The sequence below is a fragment of the Psychromonas arctica genome (assembly GCF_036697365.1).
Lineage (GTDB): Bacteria > Pseudomonadota > Gammaproteobacteria > Enterobacterales > Psychromonadaceae > Psychromonas > Psychromonas arctica_A.
Genome location: NZ_JBAHZA010000005.1, coordinates 36,639 through 52,925, shown reverse-complemented (window position 1 = coordinate 52,925; position 16,287 = coordinate 36,639). Strand labels below are relative to the sequence as shown.

The window sequence follows — 16,287 nt, the reverse complement described above, 5'->3', positions numbered from 1 at the left end:
GTTAATCTTCCGCCGACTGTGTTGTCGCTATTTTATTTTCTAATGTTTGTATCTGCATTTTTAAGGTGTTGATCTCTTCTTGTAGTGGGGAAATAGCTTGCTTAATGCGGTTATTAATCAACTCATCAATACTGCTGCTTTCATGGCTTATACCAGTCCCTGTGAGTGCTGGCTCGGTAGGCGTATTAATTTTTTTTGTCGGGTTGTCTTGCCACATTTTCAGACCTTGAATAATAGTCGGTAGTGGCGTATTTTTAGGTAAACGCGCTTTGATTAAGCTAGTAGTTGGCGTTTTTCCTTCTTTAATTAATTGTTGGGCAATTAAGATAATACGATCCATAAATGGCCTCTAATGAGAAGTCTGCTGATCGTCAACGACACGATATGCAGGTAATTGAAAACGTGGCTTGATCAATCCATTTAAGGTTAAGCCGCCTTGATAATTATTGTCACCGTCACTGCTAAATTCAAATACAAAACTAGCCTGCAAGAAATCACTGCCTAATGTAAAGTTGAAGCGAGATCGAGAAAAAGACAATAATTGTAAGCCGAGCTTATGGCAATGTACTTCGGTTAGTTTTTTGGCTAACTCTGATTGTTGGCGTAACTTCCAAATAGTAGTGCCCACTAAAACCATCAGTAGAATAAATAACAGATCCCATATAATCATACCGATACCTTTAGTTAGTTGGTTTTAACCCAGAAAATAACAGACCAATAGCTTGCGATAACGCTGGTGAACGTGCTGTTAAACGTAATTGTTTTAATACTTTTTCACGTAATGATGGAATCGCAACAAGGTCTGCAAATAACTGCGGAAATAGGGCCTGTTGGTGTGTAGCTAAAGCTTCAAAGTAACGATTTAATAATGTTTCATCTTGCAATTGAGTCCAGCAGCGACCTGCGATTGTGATATACCAGTCTGCATTATGTAACAATTCAGAAGAGAACTGTGTCTCTAATAATTGTTTCGTTAACCCTTGTGCATTTGCATTTGCTATTGCTCTTAATAATAAAATCGCAGTAGTAGTCTGACCGTTATGCAAACGTTGTTTTGCTTGTTCTGTTATTTTCTCTACTAATTCAGTACTGATATTGGTTTGATTCTCAAGACATAAGCATAAAGTTTGTAAAGGTTGTTCTGTCAGAGTTGGTAAAGCTGCAATAATCTTTTTTTGATTGTCATCATAATCTAAGCGTGCTGCAATATCTGCAAAACCTTGAAAGCCAAGTGTTTGCCAATCTTGATTGTCTATTGAACCTGAAAAATAAGCCTGTACTGCAGGATAAAATGAAGAAGCTGGACGCACAAAAACACTATTCATATTGGCATTAAAGATAGCTAACTTTTCAGCACTCGGCTTAAACACAAATGGGTTACTTGCTAGACGCTCTTGTGTTTTATCACTGACATCAGCAGTTAAATTTTCTCCCATAGCTTCTACTACCATACGTATAAAACTAGTTTGCGCGGTAATTTTCATTAAACCTTGTTCGTCTAATGGCATTTTTAAAAACCATACAAAGTGCTCTTTTTGTGCTGCAACTTGCCAAAAGGTAATTGCGAGAAAAGCATGTTGTTGAATAGGGTAAGGGTAAGCCTGTTCATTATTCGCCACTTTTTGGAATTCGCTGTTATCTATTTTTTGCACAATACGCCCTAAGTCATACACGCGAAATTGGCATTGGGCTTGTTCTAAAAAATCGGTCAGTGTGTTCATGCTCATGAAAAACTATCTTTATTTATTAATGGTATGGCGATTATATACAGGTATCAACAAGACCTCTATGTTGCGATTCAAACTCTCTTATATTTATCGCCATACCCAGAGGATTAATTACTAAGAGTGGTGTTGTTTAGCGAGTAATTCCAGACTTTATAAAAATAGAAAGCATAACCTAGACCTAAGGTTAAAATAGAGATAATCATCCATAAAATAACATGGCCAATATTACCAAAAAGATCAGTGTTACATGACATCTTTCTCGCCTTACCCTGATCATCAATTAACTCTGAGCGGTTAATTACAAATTTAGAAAATGAGTAAGGGTAAAAGAAAGCGGCAATGCCAAAGGTCACCATAATTAATAAAAACCACAGTATGATATGGCCTAAGATATCGATTGTAGCTACGTCTGCTTGAATCTTCATATTTTTCCTCAGTAATACCAATCACACTAAGTAACTGATCTATTTTACTTGTTAAAATAACTTATTTCTTTGTTGTAACTTTCGTAAATAGAACAACTATATAACTTAAGTTACGCCTTAAACTAAGTCATTTTTCCTGCGCAAAATTTAGAGCACTTATTTAATGCAATTGGTATAAGATAAATGTGAGTCAAAGCTAACGTATCTCGCGTAGGAATACCATAATTTGATGTCTAGATTATTAACTCAGGAAGTATAGATACAAAAAAGCCCTGAAAAATCAGGGCTTAGAGATTATTTTATTAGACCATCACAGTCTAATAATGGGATTATACTAAATCAAAGCGATCTGCATTCATTACTTTAACCCAAGCTGCAACGAAGTCTTTAACAAATTTTTCTTTGTTATCGTCTTGTGCATATACTTCAGCGTATGAACGAAGGATTGAGTTAGAACCAAATACTAAGTCTGCTCTCGTTGCTGTCCATTTCACTGCTTTCGTAGCTGTGTCTTGAATCTCGTAAGAGTTACGACCTGTAGGTACCCATGAGTTACTCATATCAGTCAGATTAACAAAGAAGTCATTAGTTAATGCACCTTCGTTATCAGTGAATACACCGTGTTTAGTATCACCGAAGTTAGTACCAATTACACGCATACCACCAATTAGTACTGTCATTTCAGGTGCTGTTAAGTTTAGTAGTTGTGCTTTATCAAGTAACATTTCTTCAGGTGTAACTGTGAAGTGCTGTTTTTGCCAGTTACGGAAACCGTCATGTAAAGGTTCAAGGACCTCAAACGAGTGATCATCAGTCATTTCTTGAGTTGCGTCACCACGACCCGCTGAGAATGGAACTGAGATATCAAAACCAGCTTCTTTTGCTGATTTTTCAATACCAACATTACCCGCTAATACAATAACATCTGCAACACTTGCGCCGCTTTCTGTAGCAATTGCTTCAAGTACACTTAATACTTTAGCTAAACGTTCAGGCTCATTACCTTCCCAGTTTCTTTGCTGCTCTAGGCGAATACGCGCACCGTTAGCACCACCACGTTTATCTGAATTACGGTAAGTTCTTGCACTATCCCAAGCCGTTGTAACTAGCTCGCTTACTGTTAAGTCAGATGCTGCGATTTTTGCTTTAACTGCATCAACATCGTAATCAGTACTACCAGCTGGTACTGGGTCTTGCCAAATTAATTCTTCTTGTGGTACATCTGGACCAATGTAACGTACTTTTGGACCTAAATCACGGTGAGTTAGTTTAAACCATGCACGTGCGAATACTTCAGAAAAATACTCTTGATCTTGAGCAAATTTCTCAGAAATTTTACGGTATTCAGGATCAACTTTCATTGCCATATCGGCATCAGTCATCATTGGGTTATAACGTGTTGTTAAATCTTCAACATCAACTGGTTTTTTCTCTTCTGGTAAATCAATTGGTTCCCATTGTGTTGCGCCTGCAGGGCTTTTTTTCAGTTCCCAATCGTAGTTAAGTAATAAATCAAAGAAACCATTATCCCACTCGGTAGGATTAGATGTCCAAGCGCCTTCAATACCACTTGTTACTGTGTCACGGCCAATACCACGTTTAGTTTTGTTTAACCAACCGAAACCTTGATCTTCTAATTCTGCGCCTTCTGGATCTGCTTCTACTTGTGAAGCATCGCCATTACCATGTGCTTTACCTACAGTATGACCGCCGGCTGTTAAAGCTACTGTTTCTTCATCATCCATTGCCATGCGAGCAAAGGTAACGCGGATATCATCAGCTGTTTTTTGTGGGTTAGAAATACCATCTACACCTTCAGGGTTAACATAGATAAGACCCATCATTACTGCTGCTAGTGGGTTTTCTAGATCTCGTTCACCAGAGTATCGAGAACCTTCACTACCACTTGGTGCTAACCATTCTCTTTCAGAACCCCAGTAGATGTCTTTTTCTGGGTGCCAAATGTCTTCACGACCGAAGGCAAAACCAAAGGTTTTAAGGCCCATTGATTCATAAGCCATTGTGCCAGCATAAGCGATTAAATCAGCCCAGCTTAATTTGTTACCATATTTCTTTTTGATAGGCCAAAGTAAACGACGTGCTTTATCAAGGTTAGCATTGTCAGGCCAAGAATTAAGAGGTGCAAAACGTTGGCTGCCAGATGCCGCGCCACCACGACCATCAGCAATACGGTAAGTACCCGCTGAGTGCCATGTCATACGAATCATTAGACCGCCGTAGTGACCCCAGTCAGCTGGCCACCATGGTTGGCTATCTGTCATTAAGTCGATCATATCTTTTTTAAGAGATTCTACGTCTAATGTTTTAACGGCTTCACGGTAGTCGAAGTCTGCTTCTAATGGGTTAGTTTTTGTATCATATTGGTGAAGAATATCTAGGTTAAGCGCTTTAGGCCACCAAACTTTATTTGCCGTTGGTGTTGTCGCGGCACCATGCATTACTGGACACTTACTATCAGACATATGTAAATCCTCTTAAATTAAAATGGTAAACTTATTTACAGCACAGGTTGTTTTCGTTGTGTACTACTATTGCTTATTCAATTTTAAATGTGAAGTTGTTTGTATCAATTAGATTGATAGCTAGGGGCAATTAAACTTCTATTTTTAATTGGTGTTGCGTTTGTTTTGTACTACTAATGATATAGAATATAGCTAAGATGTGGCGAATAATAAAGCGGTTGCTGTGAGGGAGGTCAATAAATAACATTTCATTTAGAAGTTGTTATTAAAGAGTACGTTATCTACTCAATAGGAAATATGAAAAGTATAAGTTTTTATGGGTATTAATAAAAAAACACGCACATTACTTTAAATATTTAAGGTAATGTGCGTGTCATAGTATTATTTTAAGCCCACTTAAATGACTAGAACTAATGAGCTTTTATTGGTTTTTGATTACTTTTCTAGTTTAGTAAAGTAATCAAAAATAACAGGTACATCATGTTGGCCAAGACCAGCATCAACAGCTGCTTGTAAGTTAGCAGAAGTACCTTGAGCGATTAGAGACTCAGAACCTAGGTCTGCCACCATTTGATTAAAGTAACCAAGATCTTTGTTTGCATTAGCCACTGAGAAACCTAATTTTTCTTCACCATCTACTGCGTAGAATTTAGTAAATTGCATGAATGGTGAGTTAGAAGGGCCAGCAGACATGATATCAAATAGTTGTTGTCCATCAACACCAGCTGCTTTAGCTACTGCAAAAGCTTGTGACATTGCAGTTACTGTTGTCATACCAATGAAGTTATTGATTAATTTAGTTGTATGGCCTGCGCCCAATGCGCCAAGGTGGAATACATTTTCACCTTGTTCGTCTAATACAGGCTTAACTTTATTAAATGTTTCAATATCACCTGCAGCCATGATGTTTAACAAACCATCTTTAGCGTGTGCAGGGGTACGTCCTAATGGAGCATCAATCATGCCACAGCCTTTTTCAGCAAGAGCTGCACCGATTTTACGAGTAGAATCAGGAATTGAAGTACCGAAGTCGATAAGAGTTTTACCTTCAGACATACCAGCTAGGATACCGTCTTCAGCATAAACAACTAATTCAACTACTTTCGAAGTAGTTAATGCAAGCATTACGATATCACTTTTTTCTGCAAGTTCTTTACCAGAAGCAACCTCAGTTGCATTACCGCGAGCAATTACTTTAGCAACAGCATCTTTATTAAGATCCATTACGTTTACTTGAAAACCACGAGTTTGTAAGTTTTCAACCATGTTGCCGCCCATAAGGCCAAGGCCGATGAAACCAATTACTGGCTTAGTCATATTTAACTCCTAAATGTCTTATTATATGTTTACGTTTAAGCAAGGATAACTGGCTCGCAATATTTAATCAATCTTTGATATAAGGAAATCCTTTTGATGTCACGATTACTGTTATTTAGGTGTCTATATTGATCGTTATCTATTAGTTTTGTGATCTACATAAAGTATTAGTAAACCAATTACTGTTTAGCGTGGGTTTAATTGCTTGCTTAGTTAAGTTTTATTTATCAGTGGCTTATGTTTTTTGTGGGAAGGTTTTATCTAAAAGAAAGAGTTCTTATAAAAAACAAGAAGAAGAGTTTTGGGAGGATTGTCATCAGTTAGTGGCATTTAAAAAAACAATCAAGCTTTTAAAGTATTAAAAATACTAATAACAATAAGTTAATAATTATTTATTTTTAGTGCTGCATATATCAGTTAATGTTTGACCAATAGCTTAAATAATCATACTAATGATTTTTTGAGTATTTGTTTGTCAGCATAAAAAAGCCCCTGGGATCAGAGGCTAATAGAATAAATTTGTTGGATGGATATTAGCTACGTACTTTCTTTTTACGTGAAAATCCCAAACCAACTAGTGCCAAACCAAACAACCCGAATAAAGCTGGTTCAGGAACAGTGCCGATTATCTTTACAGCAACGGTACCGTTAATTTTGTATTCACCAGTTAGGTTATCTGTTTGATAGTAGTCTGAGCGATACCCAGACTCTAATACTAGAAACTCAGACTCATCTGAAAAGTCATGATGTTGTGCTAAAAAGTAAGTCCCTTTATCTAATGAAAGAGTTAAGTTTGACAATAAAAAGTCAGTAACATCAATATTATTTAGATTATAAGTATTAGTTGTTGCAGTTGTTTGACCACTGAATAAAGCCGGACCAAATGGGTCATCAGAAGAAATGATTTGCCAACTTGTTGATTGATAACTTTCAATGCCCAAGCCTATGCCATCGCCGCCGTTACCATTGATTTCATTATTATCTGTAGCAAAGAACTGAAAGCCAGTAATGTCCCAGTGCTGATCTGCCGTAAACTCAGAAATAATCGACCACTCTGTTGAACCCAAACAACCTTCCGCTACACAGCGTCCACTTGTGTCTATAGGATCCCCTGAATCGTATAAGATTACTGCGTTTGCTGTGGTACTTAGTATTAGTAAAAATAACATACCTATGATTTTTTTCATTTGTAACTCCGACACTTAAGTCATTAAACAGATATAAATTAATAATGCTTTACATTATATGCTAAGCATAAAGCGTTCCATTTCGCTATCTGATTGTTATTAAATGTTTTTTTATAATTACGAAATATGTTTTTCATTATTTTGTAAAAAAAACTGACATTGAGTTTATTTTTAGGCTTAAAATTTGACTTTAATTTTGTGTTTTGTTTGTTGATACCGATTTAACGATTCTAGAAAGTAATAATCAGTAAAAATAGCGGGAACATCAATGGCGCTGGGTTTAGTATAATAATGTACTGATTTATTAATAATAGGGGCTTTGCTAGTATCTTCGATAAAGTAGGGTGCAGATATTAGGGAGTTTAATATTAATGTGTATTGTTTTACGTAATGTTCTTGTTGTTTTTGGTTATCAATATACCTAGTCATTTCAATTAATGCTGAAACAAATATGGCTGAAGCAGAAGTGTCTCTTTGTAGAATCTTGCTGTCTAAATCCCACATCGCAATGCCGTCTTTTGGTAGTCGTTTAATGAAGTAGTCCGCCAAAGTTTTAGCATACTCAAGATAAATAGGCTGCTTCGTATAGCGGTACATCACAACCATCCCATAAACCATCCAGGCATGCCCTCTAGACCAAGTGGTTTCATCACCATCACCTTGTAACGTTCCTTTATTAATGATTTTCCCAGTTGTTTTGTTATAGCGAACAATGTGGTAGCTACTACCATCTTCACGTATAAAGTCTTGATATGTTTTCAAAGCATGATGTTTTGCTATCTCTGCCCACTGCTTTTTACCACCATTTTCCGCAGCCCATAGCAATAGTTCTAAATTCATCATGATATCAATGACTACCGGAACTGAGTCTTCATAATATTTATCGTCCCAGTCTGAGCTAATCAACTGTATGTTTTCTTGATAACGTTTCGCTAATGTTTCTGCTGCTGAAAGCATGACTTGTTTGTAAGCTTTAACATCAATATCGTTACTAAGTGTAATTGCATTGCCATAGGTCGTCATAAATTTAAAACCTAAATCATGACTACCTTCATCATTTATTTGATCTGCTAAGGATTCCGTCCATTTTTTTGCCCACCGTTCGAAGCGTGGATCACCGCTTAATTGATAACCTTGCCACAAAGAGCCAGGATAAAAACCTGCAGTCCACTTGTGCGCAGCATGAAGTTGCCAAGTAAGATCTTTGTTAGCGTAAGTTGGAAACTGTTTGGGATCTTGAATTAGCTCAACACTACTCTCTAAATGTGCAAGAGAGTCTTCAATGGCAATATTAATGCGTTTTTTAAAATCGTTTTCGGCAGCATTGATATTTAATATACTCAACATCCCTATTATCAGGGCCAAACTCAGAGTGAAGGGCTTCGATATATGTATTACTTTGCGCATTGTTTGTCCTTTTACAAAATTGCCTAGTTTATATATTTTCTGGATTACACAGTACAAGAAATCAGTCTATTCGGAATATATGGTTTAACCAATACTGACATGAAATTTTTAGTGTTTATTGTTATATTCATTCCTATTTTCAATGTTTATAGAATAAACGTCTTCAGTTCTATTAGCGCATGCGCGTTTAATGATGGCTGAGTAGTAAGCGAGAGTTATGAAGTCACTAAAACAACAACCTACCGAGCTAAGTCTATCAGTTGATAACGAACTTGATAATCTCGAGTCAATGCTAGCGACCGTTGCAGAGCAACAGGATATAGTAGTAGAAAGTAGCAGCCCAGAACTAGATATTTTGTACCAAGATGAATATTTGGTAGCAATTAATAAGCCTTCTGGATTATTAGTTCATCGTAGTTGGTTAGATACTCATGCCACTGAGTTTGCAGTGCAAAAATTACGAGACCAAATCGGACAACATGTTTACCCGGTACATCGTTTAGATAGGCCGACATCTGGTGTGTTATTGTTTGTGTTAGATAAAGATAGTGCTCGTCATTTGATGCAGCAGTTTGTTGACCATACAACAGAGAAGTCTTATTTAGCTGTGGTAAGAGGGCATATTGGCGAAGGGCTTTTAGATTACCCTTTAAAATATCAATATGACAAAATCGCTGATAAAAAAGCAGATATGACAAAGCCAGCTCAAGATGCAGTAACAGAGTATCGCTGTATATCACAAACAGAAGTGCCTATTGCCGTTGGTCCTTACGCATCTTCTCGTTACTCTTTAGTAGAGCTACAACCTAAAACTGGGCGTAAACATCAATTACGTCGCCACATGAAACATCTTCGTCATCCTATTGTTGGTGATACTTCACATGGTGACGGTAAGCATAATACAATGTTTCGAGATAACTTTGACATTCATCGTTTACTATTACATGCCGCTTATTTGAGTGTTACTCATCCACATACCGAGCAAAAAATTGAAATACACGCGCCTTTAACCGATGAGTTTGCACGAGTTTTAACGGATATTAACTTATCAGTAGAGAAATAATATGAATAAAACCCTCAACAAAGTGTTACTCGTCATTTTGATTATGATGGGCGCAGTCTATTATTTTCAAGGTAGAGATAGTAGTCAAAATAGTTGTACTTCAGACCAAATTTTGGCTAGCGAAACTAAGATAAATTGTGAGAAAACTACCCAAGAGGTTATTTTTGAATCTTTATCGAATGCGCACCCTACTTCAATTATTTATCCTGAAAATGAGCGTCCAGTATTATTAGATGGATTAGAAAAAATTGAAGGTAATGATTTCTTATTTGGTCAGTTTGATGTGTTAGTCGCGCCTGCTCAGGCAGATACTGGCCCAATTTATGATAGAGGGACGGCTTATTTAAATATGTCTAAATTGGCTGTACTAAATGATAACAGAACAGATATTACCTACTTTGCTGCGCCATTTATTATTAATAGGATGGGGAGTGGCGTATTTACTTATGTCGGTTTATTTTCCTATGATTTTAAAACCGAACAAACTCGTCATATTGGTTCTGAGTTATTAGGTAATCGAGTGCGTGATACTGCAATTATTATTGAAGAAAAAAGTGTTGTGAAGGATAACGTCTTTGTGCAGGAAGGTTTTATTAAGGTGAACTTTAAAACACATAGTGAAAACCAGGCTGCAGCCGAGTTACCTACACATGAGAATACTCTTAATCTTCAATTGGTTGCGCTAGACCCGAGTAATGATGAAAGTGCTGCGTTTAGGAAAATAGCCGATTAGTTTTAATAGCAATTATATCAAATAGTAAAAAGAACCTATTAGTGGCGAGTGTGCCTTTTGAATATAGGTTCTTTTTTACTTAATATTGTAAAAGTATTAAAGAAAAATTAATTCTTTTGTGTCGCTTTCTTATCTTTAAGATGTGTTAACAAATAATCTTGTATCTCTTTGTTCAAACAACTTTTACTGAGGTATTGTTGCCCACCTTGTTGTAAGTTCAACATAAATCCCGCTTCAGTTTCTTGGTAACTTTTAATTGATTCCCAAGCCAGCTGACTATTGATATATACACTTTTATTTTCAATTCCATTTTCATCGAAAATAAGGGTGACTTTGTTCCCTGCGTTCTTACTGATCATTTGCCGTGTTAACCACCACGCGCGGCGATATTTAAAACTAAAATATTCAAGTATTGCTATGGCAAAGAAAAACCAGGCTAATAATCCTTGAACTTCGGTTAAAAAAAGAAAAAATAGCCCGGTAATAATTGCACCTGCAATAAATCCCCAACGTGGTTTCTGTGGCGGCTTTAAAGACATTGATTGATCAAAGCATTCCGCATAGTGTTCACGATTAAGGTGGAAGTGTGTTTCTAGCTGCATTGCGAACCTATTTAAACTGAAAGATATAAATCATAATTATACCTACTTCTACTACTACTAAGCCACTTAATCGAGACTATCTTATGACAATATTCTCGCTGTTTATCTATTTTTGAAGTGGTAGTATGTTAATTCTATATTCTGAATAGATTCTTCAGTGCTTTATTAATGATGGGATGGATGAGTGAAATGAAAAAAGAGACACAGATAGTAACACTAGGTCGCGATAAAAAATGGACTAAAGGGGTAATCAACCCGCCTGTGGTACGAGCTTCAACCATGGTATTTGAAACCATGGAGGAGATGCGTTTTGCTTCAAAAAATAAAGCGAATGGAGAGATGTTTTATGGTCGACGTGGTGGACCAACACACTTTGCTTTTCAAGCTGCGATTGCTGAGTTAGAAGGCGGAGTAGGAACAGCACTTTATCCATCGGGCTCTGCTGCAATTAGTAATTCATTAATGTCGTTTTTAAAAGCGGGTGATCATCTGTTAATGGTAGACAGTGCTTATGAACCAACACGTGCGTTATGTGATAGTTTATTAGCTGGTTTTGGTATTGAAACCACCTATTATGATCCAATGATTGGGGCAGGCATTAAAGACTTAATCCAAGACAACACTAAAGTATTATTTTTAGAGTCTCCAGGTTCAATTACTATGGAAATTCAAGATGTTCCGACATTAAGTAAGATTGCACATGAGCATGGTTTAGTGGTGATGTTAGATAACACGTGGGCATCGCCAATTAACTCTCGACCTTTTGAAATGGGGGTTGATATCTCGATTCAAGCCGCTACTAAATATATCGTCGGTCATTCTGATGTGATGATGGGAACTGCAACTTCAAACGAGACTCATTGGGAACAATTACGAGAAAATAGTTATTTGATGGGGCAATGTACCTCACCCGATGATGTGTATCTAGCAAGCCGAGGCTTACGTACTTTAGGTGTGCGTATGGCTCAGCATGAAAAGAATGCATTGCAAGTAGCAAACTGGTTAGCAACTCGACCTGAAGTGGACCATATTCGTCATCCTGCATTCGAATCATGCCCTGGGCATGAGTTCTTCAAACGTGATTTTAGCGCTGCAAACGGGTTATTCTCATTTGTGCTAAAAGAGGGAAGTAGTAAAGCTTTAACAGCCTTAGTTGAAAATATGCATCATTTCAAAATGGGCTTTTCATGGGGTGGTTTTGAAAGCTTAATTTTAAGTGTTTCGGGAATCGATAAAATCAGAACTGTGACGGAATGGGATAGCAGTATGCCATTAATACGAGTGCATATTGGTTTAGAAAGTCCAGATGACTTGATTGCAGATTTAGAAGCTGGCTTTGAACGCTTTAATGCAGTTCTTGCTAAATAAGTTAAGTTTATACAGTAGATAGAAAAGCGAAGGAGCCAATAGGCTCCTTTTTTGTTTTTAGCCGTTTACTGTTATTCTCAGCTATCTATTTACATTGAAAAAACTGAGCCATTGATAATGACTTTCTATATTTTAGCCTTAGCGATTTTAGCTGTTTTCCCCTACTGTAAAATAACCCTACTTAAACAATCTCTTTGGCATTTTTTATTATTAATTTGCGTTATTATTGGTTATAGCGAACAGCATATAAACAATATGGGTCTTGCTAGTATTATGCTTTATGTTGCTTTGTACTATGTGGCAATTAACATAAAACATCATGTTTTTTCCAGAATCTTTGATGTTGCATTTATTATTACTGGAATAGCACTGGCATTACATTACTTACCTGGTTTTAATAACTTGCCCATTATTATTAATGAGCAAATTAGTAAAGATGCGATAACCTACTCCTTATATGCTAATGTTGATAAAGGTATTGCAGGCCTTTTACTGAGCGCTTACTTTTTTAAGAAACTCAATAATAGTAGTGCTAGCTCGAACCACACAAATACGCGAAGTATTAATTGGCTGAGTTTAAAACAACCTTTCTTTATTACCATTAGTACTATTATCGCAACACTGATTCTTGCTTTGCTTTTAGGGCTGGTGGATTTTAACCCCAAGATTCCAAACTTTTGGTTCGAGTTTATCGTCATTAATTTGTTATTTACCTGTGTGGCGGAAGAAGCTTTATTTAGAGGTATTTTACAAACTAGGCTTTCACGACAACTAAGTAAAACTCGAGTTGCTGTTTTAGCGCCTATGATTATTGCGTGTATTTTTGCTGCAGCACATTTTATAGGTGGGCTTAATTATGTACTCGTGTCGTTAGTGGCCGGTTTTGGTTATGGCTATATCTTCTATAAAACTCAGCGCTTAGAGTGGGCTATTGTGTGCCATTGGTTAGTAAACCTTTGTCATTTCTTTTTATTTACTTATCCAATGCTTAAATAGACTTGGGGTTAATTATTGGTGATCTTTATACTGTTCACCTTTATTATAGCGGCCTATTTATCAATACGACCATCTTAAAAAGTTAAGGAATACTGGGAAAATGAAGAAAATTATATTCGCCTTAATACTATTGTTTTTCATTGTAATATCACTTTTACCACAATTTCTTTCTTTTGAGCGAACTCCCTATCAAAAAAATTGGATTGCTTATAAAGAACAATTTATTACTGATGGACAAGTTATTGATCGCGAGAACAACAACCTATCAAGTATTGAAGGGCAAGGTTTTGCACTGTTATTTGCTGTTTTCTCAAATGATAGAAAGCAATTTGAGAAAATCTGGGCGTGGACTCAACAGCACATGCAACGTAAAGATTACCTATTCCGTGGGCAAGTCGATTTCTCAGAGAAAACTTGTGATAAAGCTTGTATCTCATCTCAACCTAATGCAAGTAATGGCGATATTATCATTGCGTGGGCATTATTTGCGGCTGAAAACAAATGGGATCGCCAAATTTATTTAGTAGAAGGGTTCAGAGTCCTAGATGCTATTAAAGCTAAATTAATTGATAAAAAGTATGGCTATCAACTGGTATTACCAACTGAAAAAAGTATTCAAAGTGGCGATAAGCCTCTGCAAATCAATTTATCCTACTGGGTATTTCCTGCTTTCAACTTATTTGCTGATATTACTGGAGATCCTATCTGGTCAGAAGTCTATCAATCAGGCGTTTCTCTTATGAAGTGGGCCCGTTTTGGAAAATGGGACTTGCCAGCAGATTGGATGATGCTGTCTGAAGATAAAGTTACTCTCGAAGGAGCACTGTCTTCAACATATGGTGAAAATGCTAACAGACTACCTCTTTACTTGATGTTAGCCAAAAATTATCAAACAGATTTAACCGCACCATATATAGCGTTTTGGGCTCAAGAGAGTGTACCCGCATCAGTGGATTTATTAACTGATCAGGTTTCAACATTAACGGCTAATACTGGTATGCAAGCGATTCAAAAGGCAACTGAAGCTAATCTGAATGGGGACTCTGATGTTACTTTCCCTGAGATAAGTGCAGAAACAGATTACTATTCAGCGACCTTCATTTTATTATCGCAATTAGCCATGCTAAAGCAGTAAAAGAGAGAGTAAACATGACAACAATTACATCAAGATGCCCACATTGCCATTCTATGAATCGTGTTCCTGTTGAACGAATTGAAGCAACGCCTACCTGTGGACGCTGTAAAAAAGAGTTACTACAAGGGGCTCCTATCGAAGGTACTATCGCTAATTTATCGACCTTAATTAATGGTGATAAACCCGTAGTCGTAGATTTTTGGGCCCCATGGTGTGGCCCTTGTATCAATTTCGCTCCGACATTTACAGACGTCGCTTCACATAACACCACTGCCCGATTTATAAAGGTAGATACTGAAGATCAACAACAGTTAGGTGCACAATATAATATTCGTAGTATTCCGACCTTGATGGTATTTAAAAATGGAAAAGTGGTTGATACCTTGAATGGCGCATTGCCTGCGGCACAGTTCAAATCATGGCTAGCACAAGCATTATTAAAGTAACTATTTGTTTATAAAATCGCTTAAATTAACTATAAGCATTGTTGAGTTTAACTTCGTTTTTGGAAAAATTAAGTGCGGGACTCGTGATATTTAGAGAGTTAGTTTGTTATTTTAACTTTCTGAGTATCTGGGCTAATAAGTATCTTGATGCGATAAGTTAACTTTTTTGGTGTTATTTATAAATAATAAAGGATCATAAGTAAGTTTCTATTCTTTTAAAGATAATAAATATATAATAAATTTTTTATCAATAAAATGCTATCCCATATGAATCCTGTACTACTACATAAACTTGTCTTACCTATTTTTTTATTTAGCCTTAGTTCCTGCCAAATAGTAGAAAATAAAACGGTGATTATTCCGAAAATGTTGCCCATTGCTGGCGGTAATATTACATTAAATACATGTCCAGAAGGCATAGACATATGTCCTCAACATGATTATGTGGAACGTGAAGTGACTGTTAAAAGCTTTAAAATGGCAGAAACCGAAGTGACTTTTCAGATGTATGACCAATGTGTAGAGAGTGGAGGATGTAAAACGGAAATTTCTTCATGGGTATATAAGAATCGAGCGGTAAATCCGCCTTGCGTTGAAGGTGAAGCTTGTAATTATCCTTTTGATGAAAACTGGGGGCGTGATTCACATCCTGTTATCAATGTAAGTTGGTTGGATACTCAAAAATATATTCAGTGGCTTAATTCATTATCAATCGGCACATTTCGCTTACCTACCACTGAAGAGTGGGAGTATGCTGCAAGAGCTAATTTAGAAACAATTTACCCTTGGGGTGACGATTTTTTGTATGGCGTTGCTAATTGTAGAAATTGTGGGGCGCCTGCAAATGGAGAAAATACGCTAGAAGTTGCTCGTTTTAGTCCAAATCAATTTGGGCTATATGACATGGTAGGGAATGTTGCTGAATGGACTTCTAGTTGTTTTCCCACAAGAGAAAAAGGTAGCCAAAAGTGTGCAACCTATATTTATCGTGGTGGTTCATTTCTCTGGTTGGCACATCATCTGACGCCAAGTACTGCATTGAATGCGATGAATAATGGCTTACGCATTAATTCTCTCGGTTTTAGGCTTGTGCAGGATTTTGAATAGGGTGAAAGCATAAAGTAGCGTCTAAATATCTAAACACTCACTCTTACTGATACAGGAGTGAGTCTCCTTACGTTCTTCAATTTACTTCTCATTAGATTAACGAAAGAAAAAAATTAAATATAAGTAAAAATACTGACTATATTTTTTTCAATCTTCTCTTTTTAAATCACTTCTTTTAAAGTCATTTTCACTAAATTTATATTATTTTATTTAATAGCTTCCCCTTATATTTAAAACCTTATACTTGAATATCATCTATCATCTATCATCTATCATCTATCATCTATCATC

16 protein-coding genes are annotated in these 16,287 nt (G+C 36.6%); 7 read left to right on the top strand and 9 right to left on the bottom strand.

Features of this window, described 5'->3' with window-relative positions; all coding sequences use genetic code 11:
• Nucleotide 1 precedes the first annotated feature (1 nt).
• From V5290_RS07030 to V5290_RS06995, 8 genes are all read right to left on the bottom strand, one after another.
• A complete protein-coding gene (locus V5290_RS07030; RefSeq protein ID WP_333383285.1) occupies nucleotides 2-340 on the bottom strand; it encodes a hypothetical protein in 339 nt (112 codons plus the stop codon).
• A gap of 9 nt (nucleotides 341-349) precedes the next feature.
• On the bottom strand, nucleotides 350-670 hold the full coding sequence (locus V5290_RS07025; protein ID WP_333383282.1) for a DUF3301 domain-containing protein: 321 nt from the start codon (nucleotides 668-670) through the stop codon (nucleotides 350-352).
• Nucleotides 671-680: 10 nt separating this feature from the next.
• Nucleotides 681-1,727 (bottom strand): DUF3549 family protein, encoded by a 1,047-nt coding sequence (locus V5290_RS07020; RefSeq protein ID WP_333383280.1) that lies wholly within the window; start codon nucleotides 1,725-1,727, stop codon nucleotides 681-683.
• Between the two features lie 107 nt (nucleotides 1,728-1,834).
• Nucleotides 1,835-2,152, bottom strand: a complete 318-nt coding sequence (locus V5290_RS07015) for a DUF6693 family protein (RefSeq protein ID WP_333383277.1) — start codon at nucleotides 2,150-2,152, stop codon at nucleotides 1,835-1,837.
• Nucleotides 2,153-2,481: 329 nt separating this feature from the next.
• Entirely contained in the window at nucleotides 2,482-4,635 is a 2,154-nt protein-coding gene (gene katG / locus V5290_RS07010) for a catalase/peroxidase HPI (protein ID WP_333383274.1), read from the bottom strand.
• A gap of 435 nt (nucleotides 4,636-5,070) precedes the next feature.
• Nucleotides 5,071-5,952 carry an NAD(P)-dependent oxidoreductase gene (locus tag V5290_RS07005; RefSeq protein ID WP_333383271.1) on the bottom strand — a complete coding sequence of 294 codons (882 nt, stop codon included), beginning with the start codon at nucleotides 5,950-5,952 and terminating at the stop codon, nucleotides 5,071-5,073.
• 533 nt (nucleotides 5,953-6,485) lie between these two features.
• Nucleotides 6,486-7,139 (bottom strand): PEP-CTERM sorting domain-containing protein, encoded by a 654-nt coding sequence (locus V5290_RS07000; RefSeq protein WP_333383268.1) that lies wholly within the window; start codon nucleotides 7,137-7,139, stop codon nucleotides 6,486-6,488.
• A gap of 177 nt (nucleotides 7,140-7,316) precedes the next feature.
• Nucleotides 7,317-8,546 carry a glycoside hydrolase family 88 protein gene (locus V5290_RS06995; protein ID WP_333383265.1) on the bottom strand — a complete coding sequence of 410 codons (1,230 nt, stop codon included), beginning with the start codon at nucleotides 8,544-8,546 and terminating at the stop codon, nucleotides 7,317-7,319.
• A 289-nt stretch (nucleotides 8,547-8,835) separates the two neighbouring features.
• Here V5290_RS06995 and truC point away from each other — a divergent pair, with 289 nt between their 5' ends.
• On the top strand, nucleotides 8,836-9,609 hold the full coding sequence (gene truC, locus V5290_RS06990) for a tRNA pseudouridine(65) synthase TruC (RefSeq protein WP_333383877.1): 774 nt from the start codon (nucleotides 8,836-8,838) through the stop codon (nucleotides 9,607-9,609).
• Between the two features lies 1 nt (nucleotide 9,610).
• Entirely contained in the window at nucleotides 9,611-10,342 is a 732-nt protein-coding gene (locus tag V5290_RS06985; RefSeq protein WP_333383262.1) for a hypothetical protein, read from the top strand.
• A 107-nt stretch (nucleotides 10,343-10,449) separates the two neighbouring features.
• On the opposite strand, the gene V5290_RS06980 is transcribed toward V5290_RS06985, so the two are convergent.
• A complete protein-coding gene (locus V5290_RS06980; protein ID WP_333383259.1) occupies nucleotides 10,450-10,944 on the bottom strand; it encodes a YcxB family protein in 495 nt (164 codons plus the stop codon).
• A gap of 189 nt (nucleotides 10,945-11,133) precedes the next feature.
• On the opposite strand from V5290_RS06980, the gene V5290_RS06975 reads away from it, so the two are divergent.
• The 5 genes from V5290_RS06975 (at nucleotide 11,134) to V5290_RS06955 (ending at nucleotide 15,996) form a co-directional block, all read left to right on the top strand.
• Nucleotides 11,134-12,312 carry a cystathionine beta-lyase gene (locus tag V5290_RS06975; RefSeq protein ID WP_333383256.1) on the top strand — a complete coding sequence of 393 codons (1,179 nt, stop codon included), beginning with the start codon at nucleotides 11,134-11,136 and terminating at the stop codon, nucleotides 12,310-12,312.
• A gap of 117 nt (nucleotides 12,313-12,429) precedes the next feature.
• Nucleotides 12,430-13,308 carry a CPBP family intramembrane glutamic endopeptidase gene (locus tag V5290_RS06970; protein WP_333383253.1) on the top strand — a complete coding sequence of 293 codons (879 nt, stop codon included), beginning with the start codon at nucleotides 12,430-12,432 and terminating at the stop codon, nucleotides 13,306-13,308.
• A gap of 100 nt (nucleotides 13,309-13,408) precedes the next feature.
• Entirely contained in the window at nucleotides 13,409-14,443 is a 1,035-nt protein-coding gene (locus V5290_RS06965) for a glycosyl hydrolase family 8 (RefSeq protein WP_333383250.1), read from the top strand.
• A gap of 14 nt (nucleotides 14,444-14,457) precedes the next feature.
• Complete coding sequence (gene trxC / locus V5290_RS06960) at nucleotides 14,458-14,889, top strand: thioredoxin TrxC (protein ID WP_333383248.1); 432 nt, start codon at nucleotides 14,458-14,460, stop codon at nucleotides 14,887-14,889.
• Nucleotides 14,890-15,255: 366 nt separating this feature from the next.
• On the top strand, nucleotides 15,256-15,996 hold the full coding sequence (locus V5290_RS06955; protein WP_333383245.1) for a formylglycine-generating enzyme family protein: 741 nt from the start codon (nucleotides 15,256-15,258) through the stop codon (nucleotides 15,994-15,996).
• The last annotated feature ends 291 nt before the right edge of the window (nucleotides 15,997-16,287 follow it).

Bases quoted from the DNA above. Each gene is read 5' to 3' on its own strand.
- V5290_RS07030 (WP_333383285.1), bottom strand. From the start codon at position 340: ATGGATCGTATTATCTTAATTGCCCAACAATTAATTAAAGAAGGAAAA.
- V5290_RS07025 (WP_333383282.1), bottom strand. From the start codon at position 670: ATGATTATATGGGATCTGTTATTTATTCTACTGATGGTTTTAGTGGGC.
- V5290_RS07020 (WP_333383280.1), bottom strand. From the start codon at position 1,727: ATGAGCATGAACACACTGACCGATTTTTTAGAACAAGCCCAATGCCAA.
- V5290_RS07015 (WP_333383277.1), bottom strand. From the start codon at position 2,152: ATGAAGATTCAAGCAGACGTAGCTACAATCGATATCTTAGGCCATATC.
- katG (WP_333383274.1), bottom strand. From the start codon at position 4,635: ATGTCTGATAGTAAGTGTCCAGTAATGCATGGTGCCGCGACAACACCA.
- V5290_RS07005 (WP_333383271.1), bottom strand. From the start codon at position 5,952: ATGACTAAGCCAGTAATTGGTTTCATCGGCCTTGGCCTTATGGGCGGC.
- V5290_RS07000 (WP_333383268.1), bottom strand. From the start codon at position 7,139: ATGAAAAAAATCATAGGTATGTTATTTTTACTAATACTAAGTACCACA.
- V5290_RS06995 (WP_333383265.1), bottom strand. From the start codon at position 8,546: ATGCGCAAAGTAATACATATATCGAAGCCCTTCACTCTGAGTTTGGCC.
- truC (WP_333383877.1), top strand. From the start codon at position 8,836: ATGCTAGCGACCGTTGCAGAGCAACAGGATATAGTAGTAGAAAGTAGC.
- V5290_RS06985 (WP_333383262.1), top strand. From the start codon at position 9,611: ATGAATAAAACCCTCAACAAAGTGTTACTCGTCATTTTGATTATGATG.
- V5290_RS06980 (WP_333383259.1), bottom strand. From the start codon at position 10,944: ATGCAGCTAGAAACACACTTCCACCTTAATCGTGAACACTATGCGGAA.
- V5290_RS06975 (WP_333383256.1), top strand. From the start codon at position 11,134: ATGAAAAAAGAGACACAGATAGTAACACTAGGTCGCGATAAAAAATGG.
- V5290_RS06970 (WP_333383253.1), top strand. From the start codon at position 12,430: ATGACTTTCTATATTTTAGCCTTAGCGATTTTAGCTGTTTTCCCCTAC.
- V5290_RS06965 (WP_333383250.1), top strand. From the start codon at position 13,409: ATGAAGAAAATTATATTCGCCTTAATACTATTGTTTTTCATTGTAATA.
- trxC (WP_333383248.1), top strand. From the start codon at position 14,458: ATGACAACAATTACATCAAGATGCCCACATTGCCATTCTATGAATCGT.
- V5290_RS06955 (WP_333383245.1), top strand. From the start codon at position 15,256: ATGTTGCCCATTGCTGGCGGTAATATTACATTAAATACATGTCCAGAA.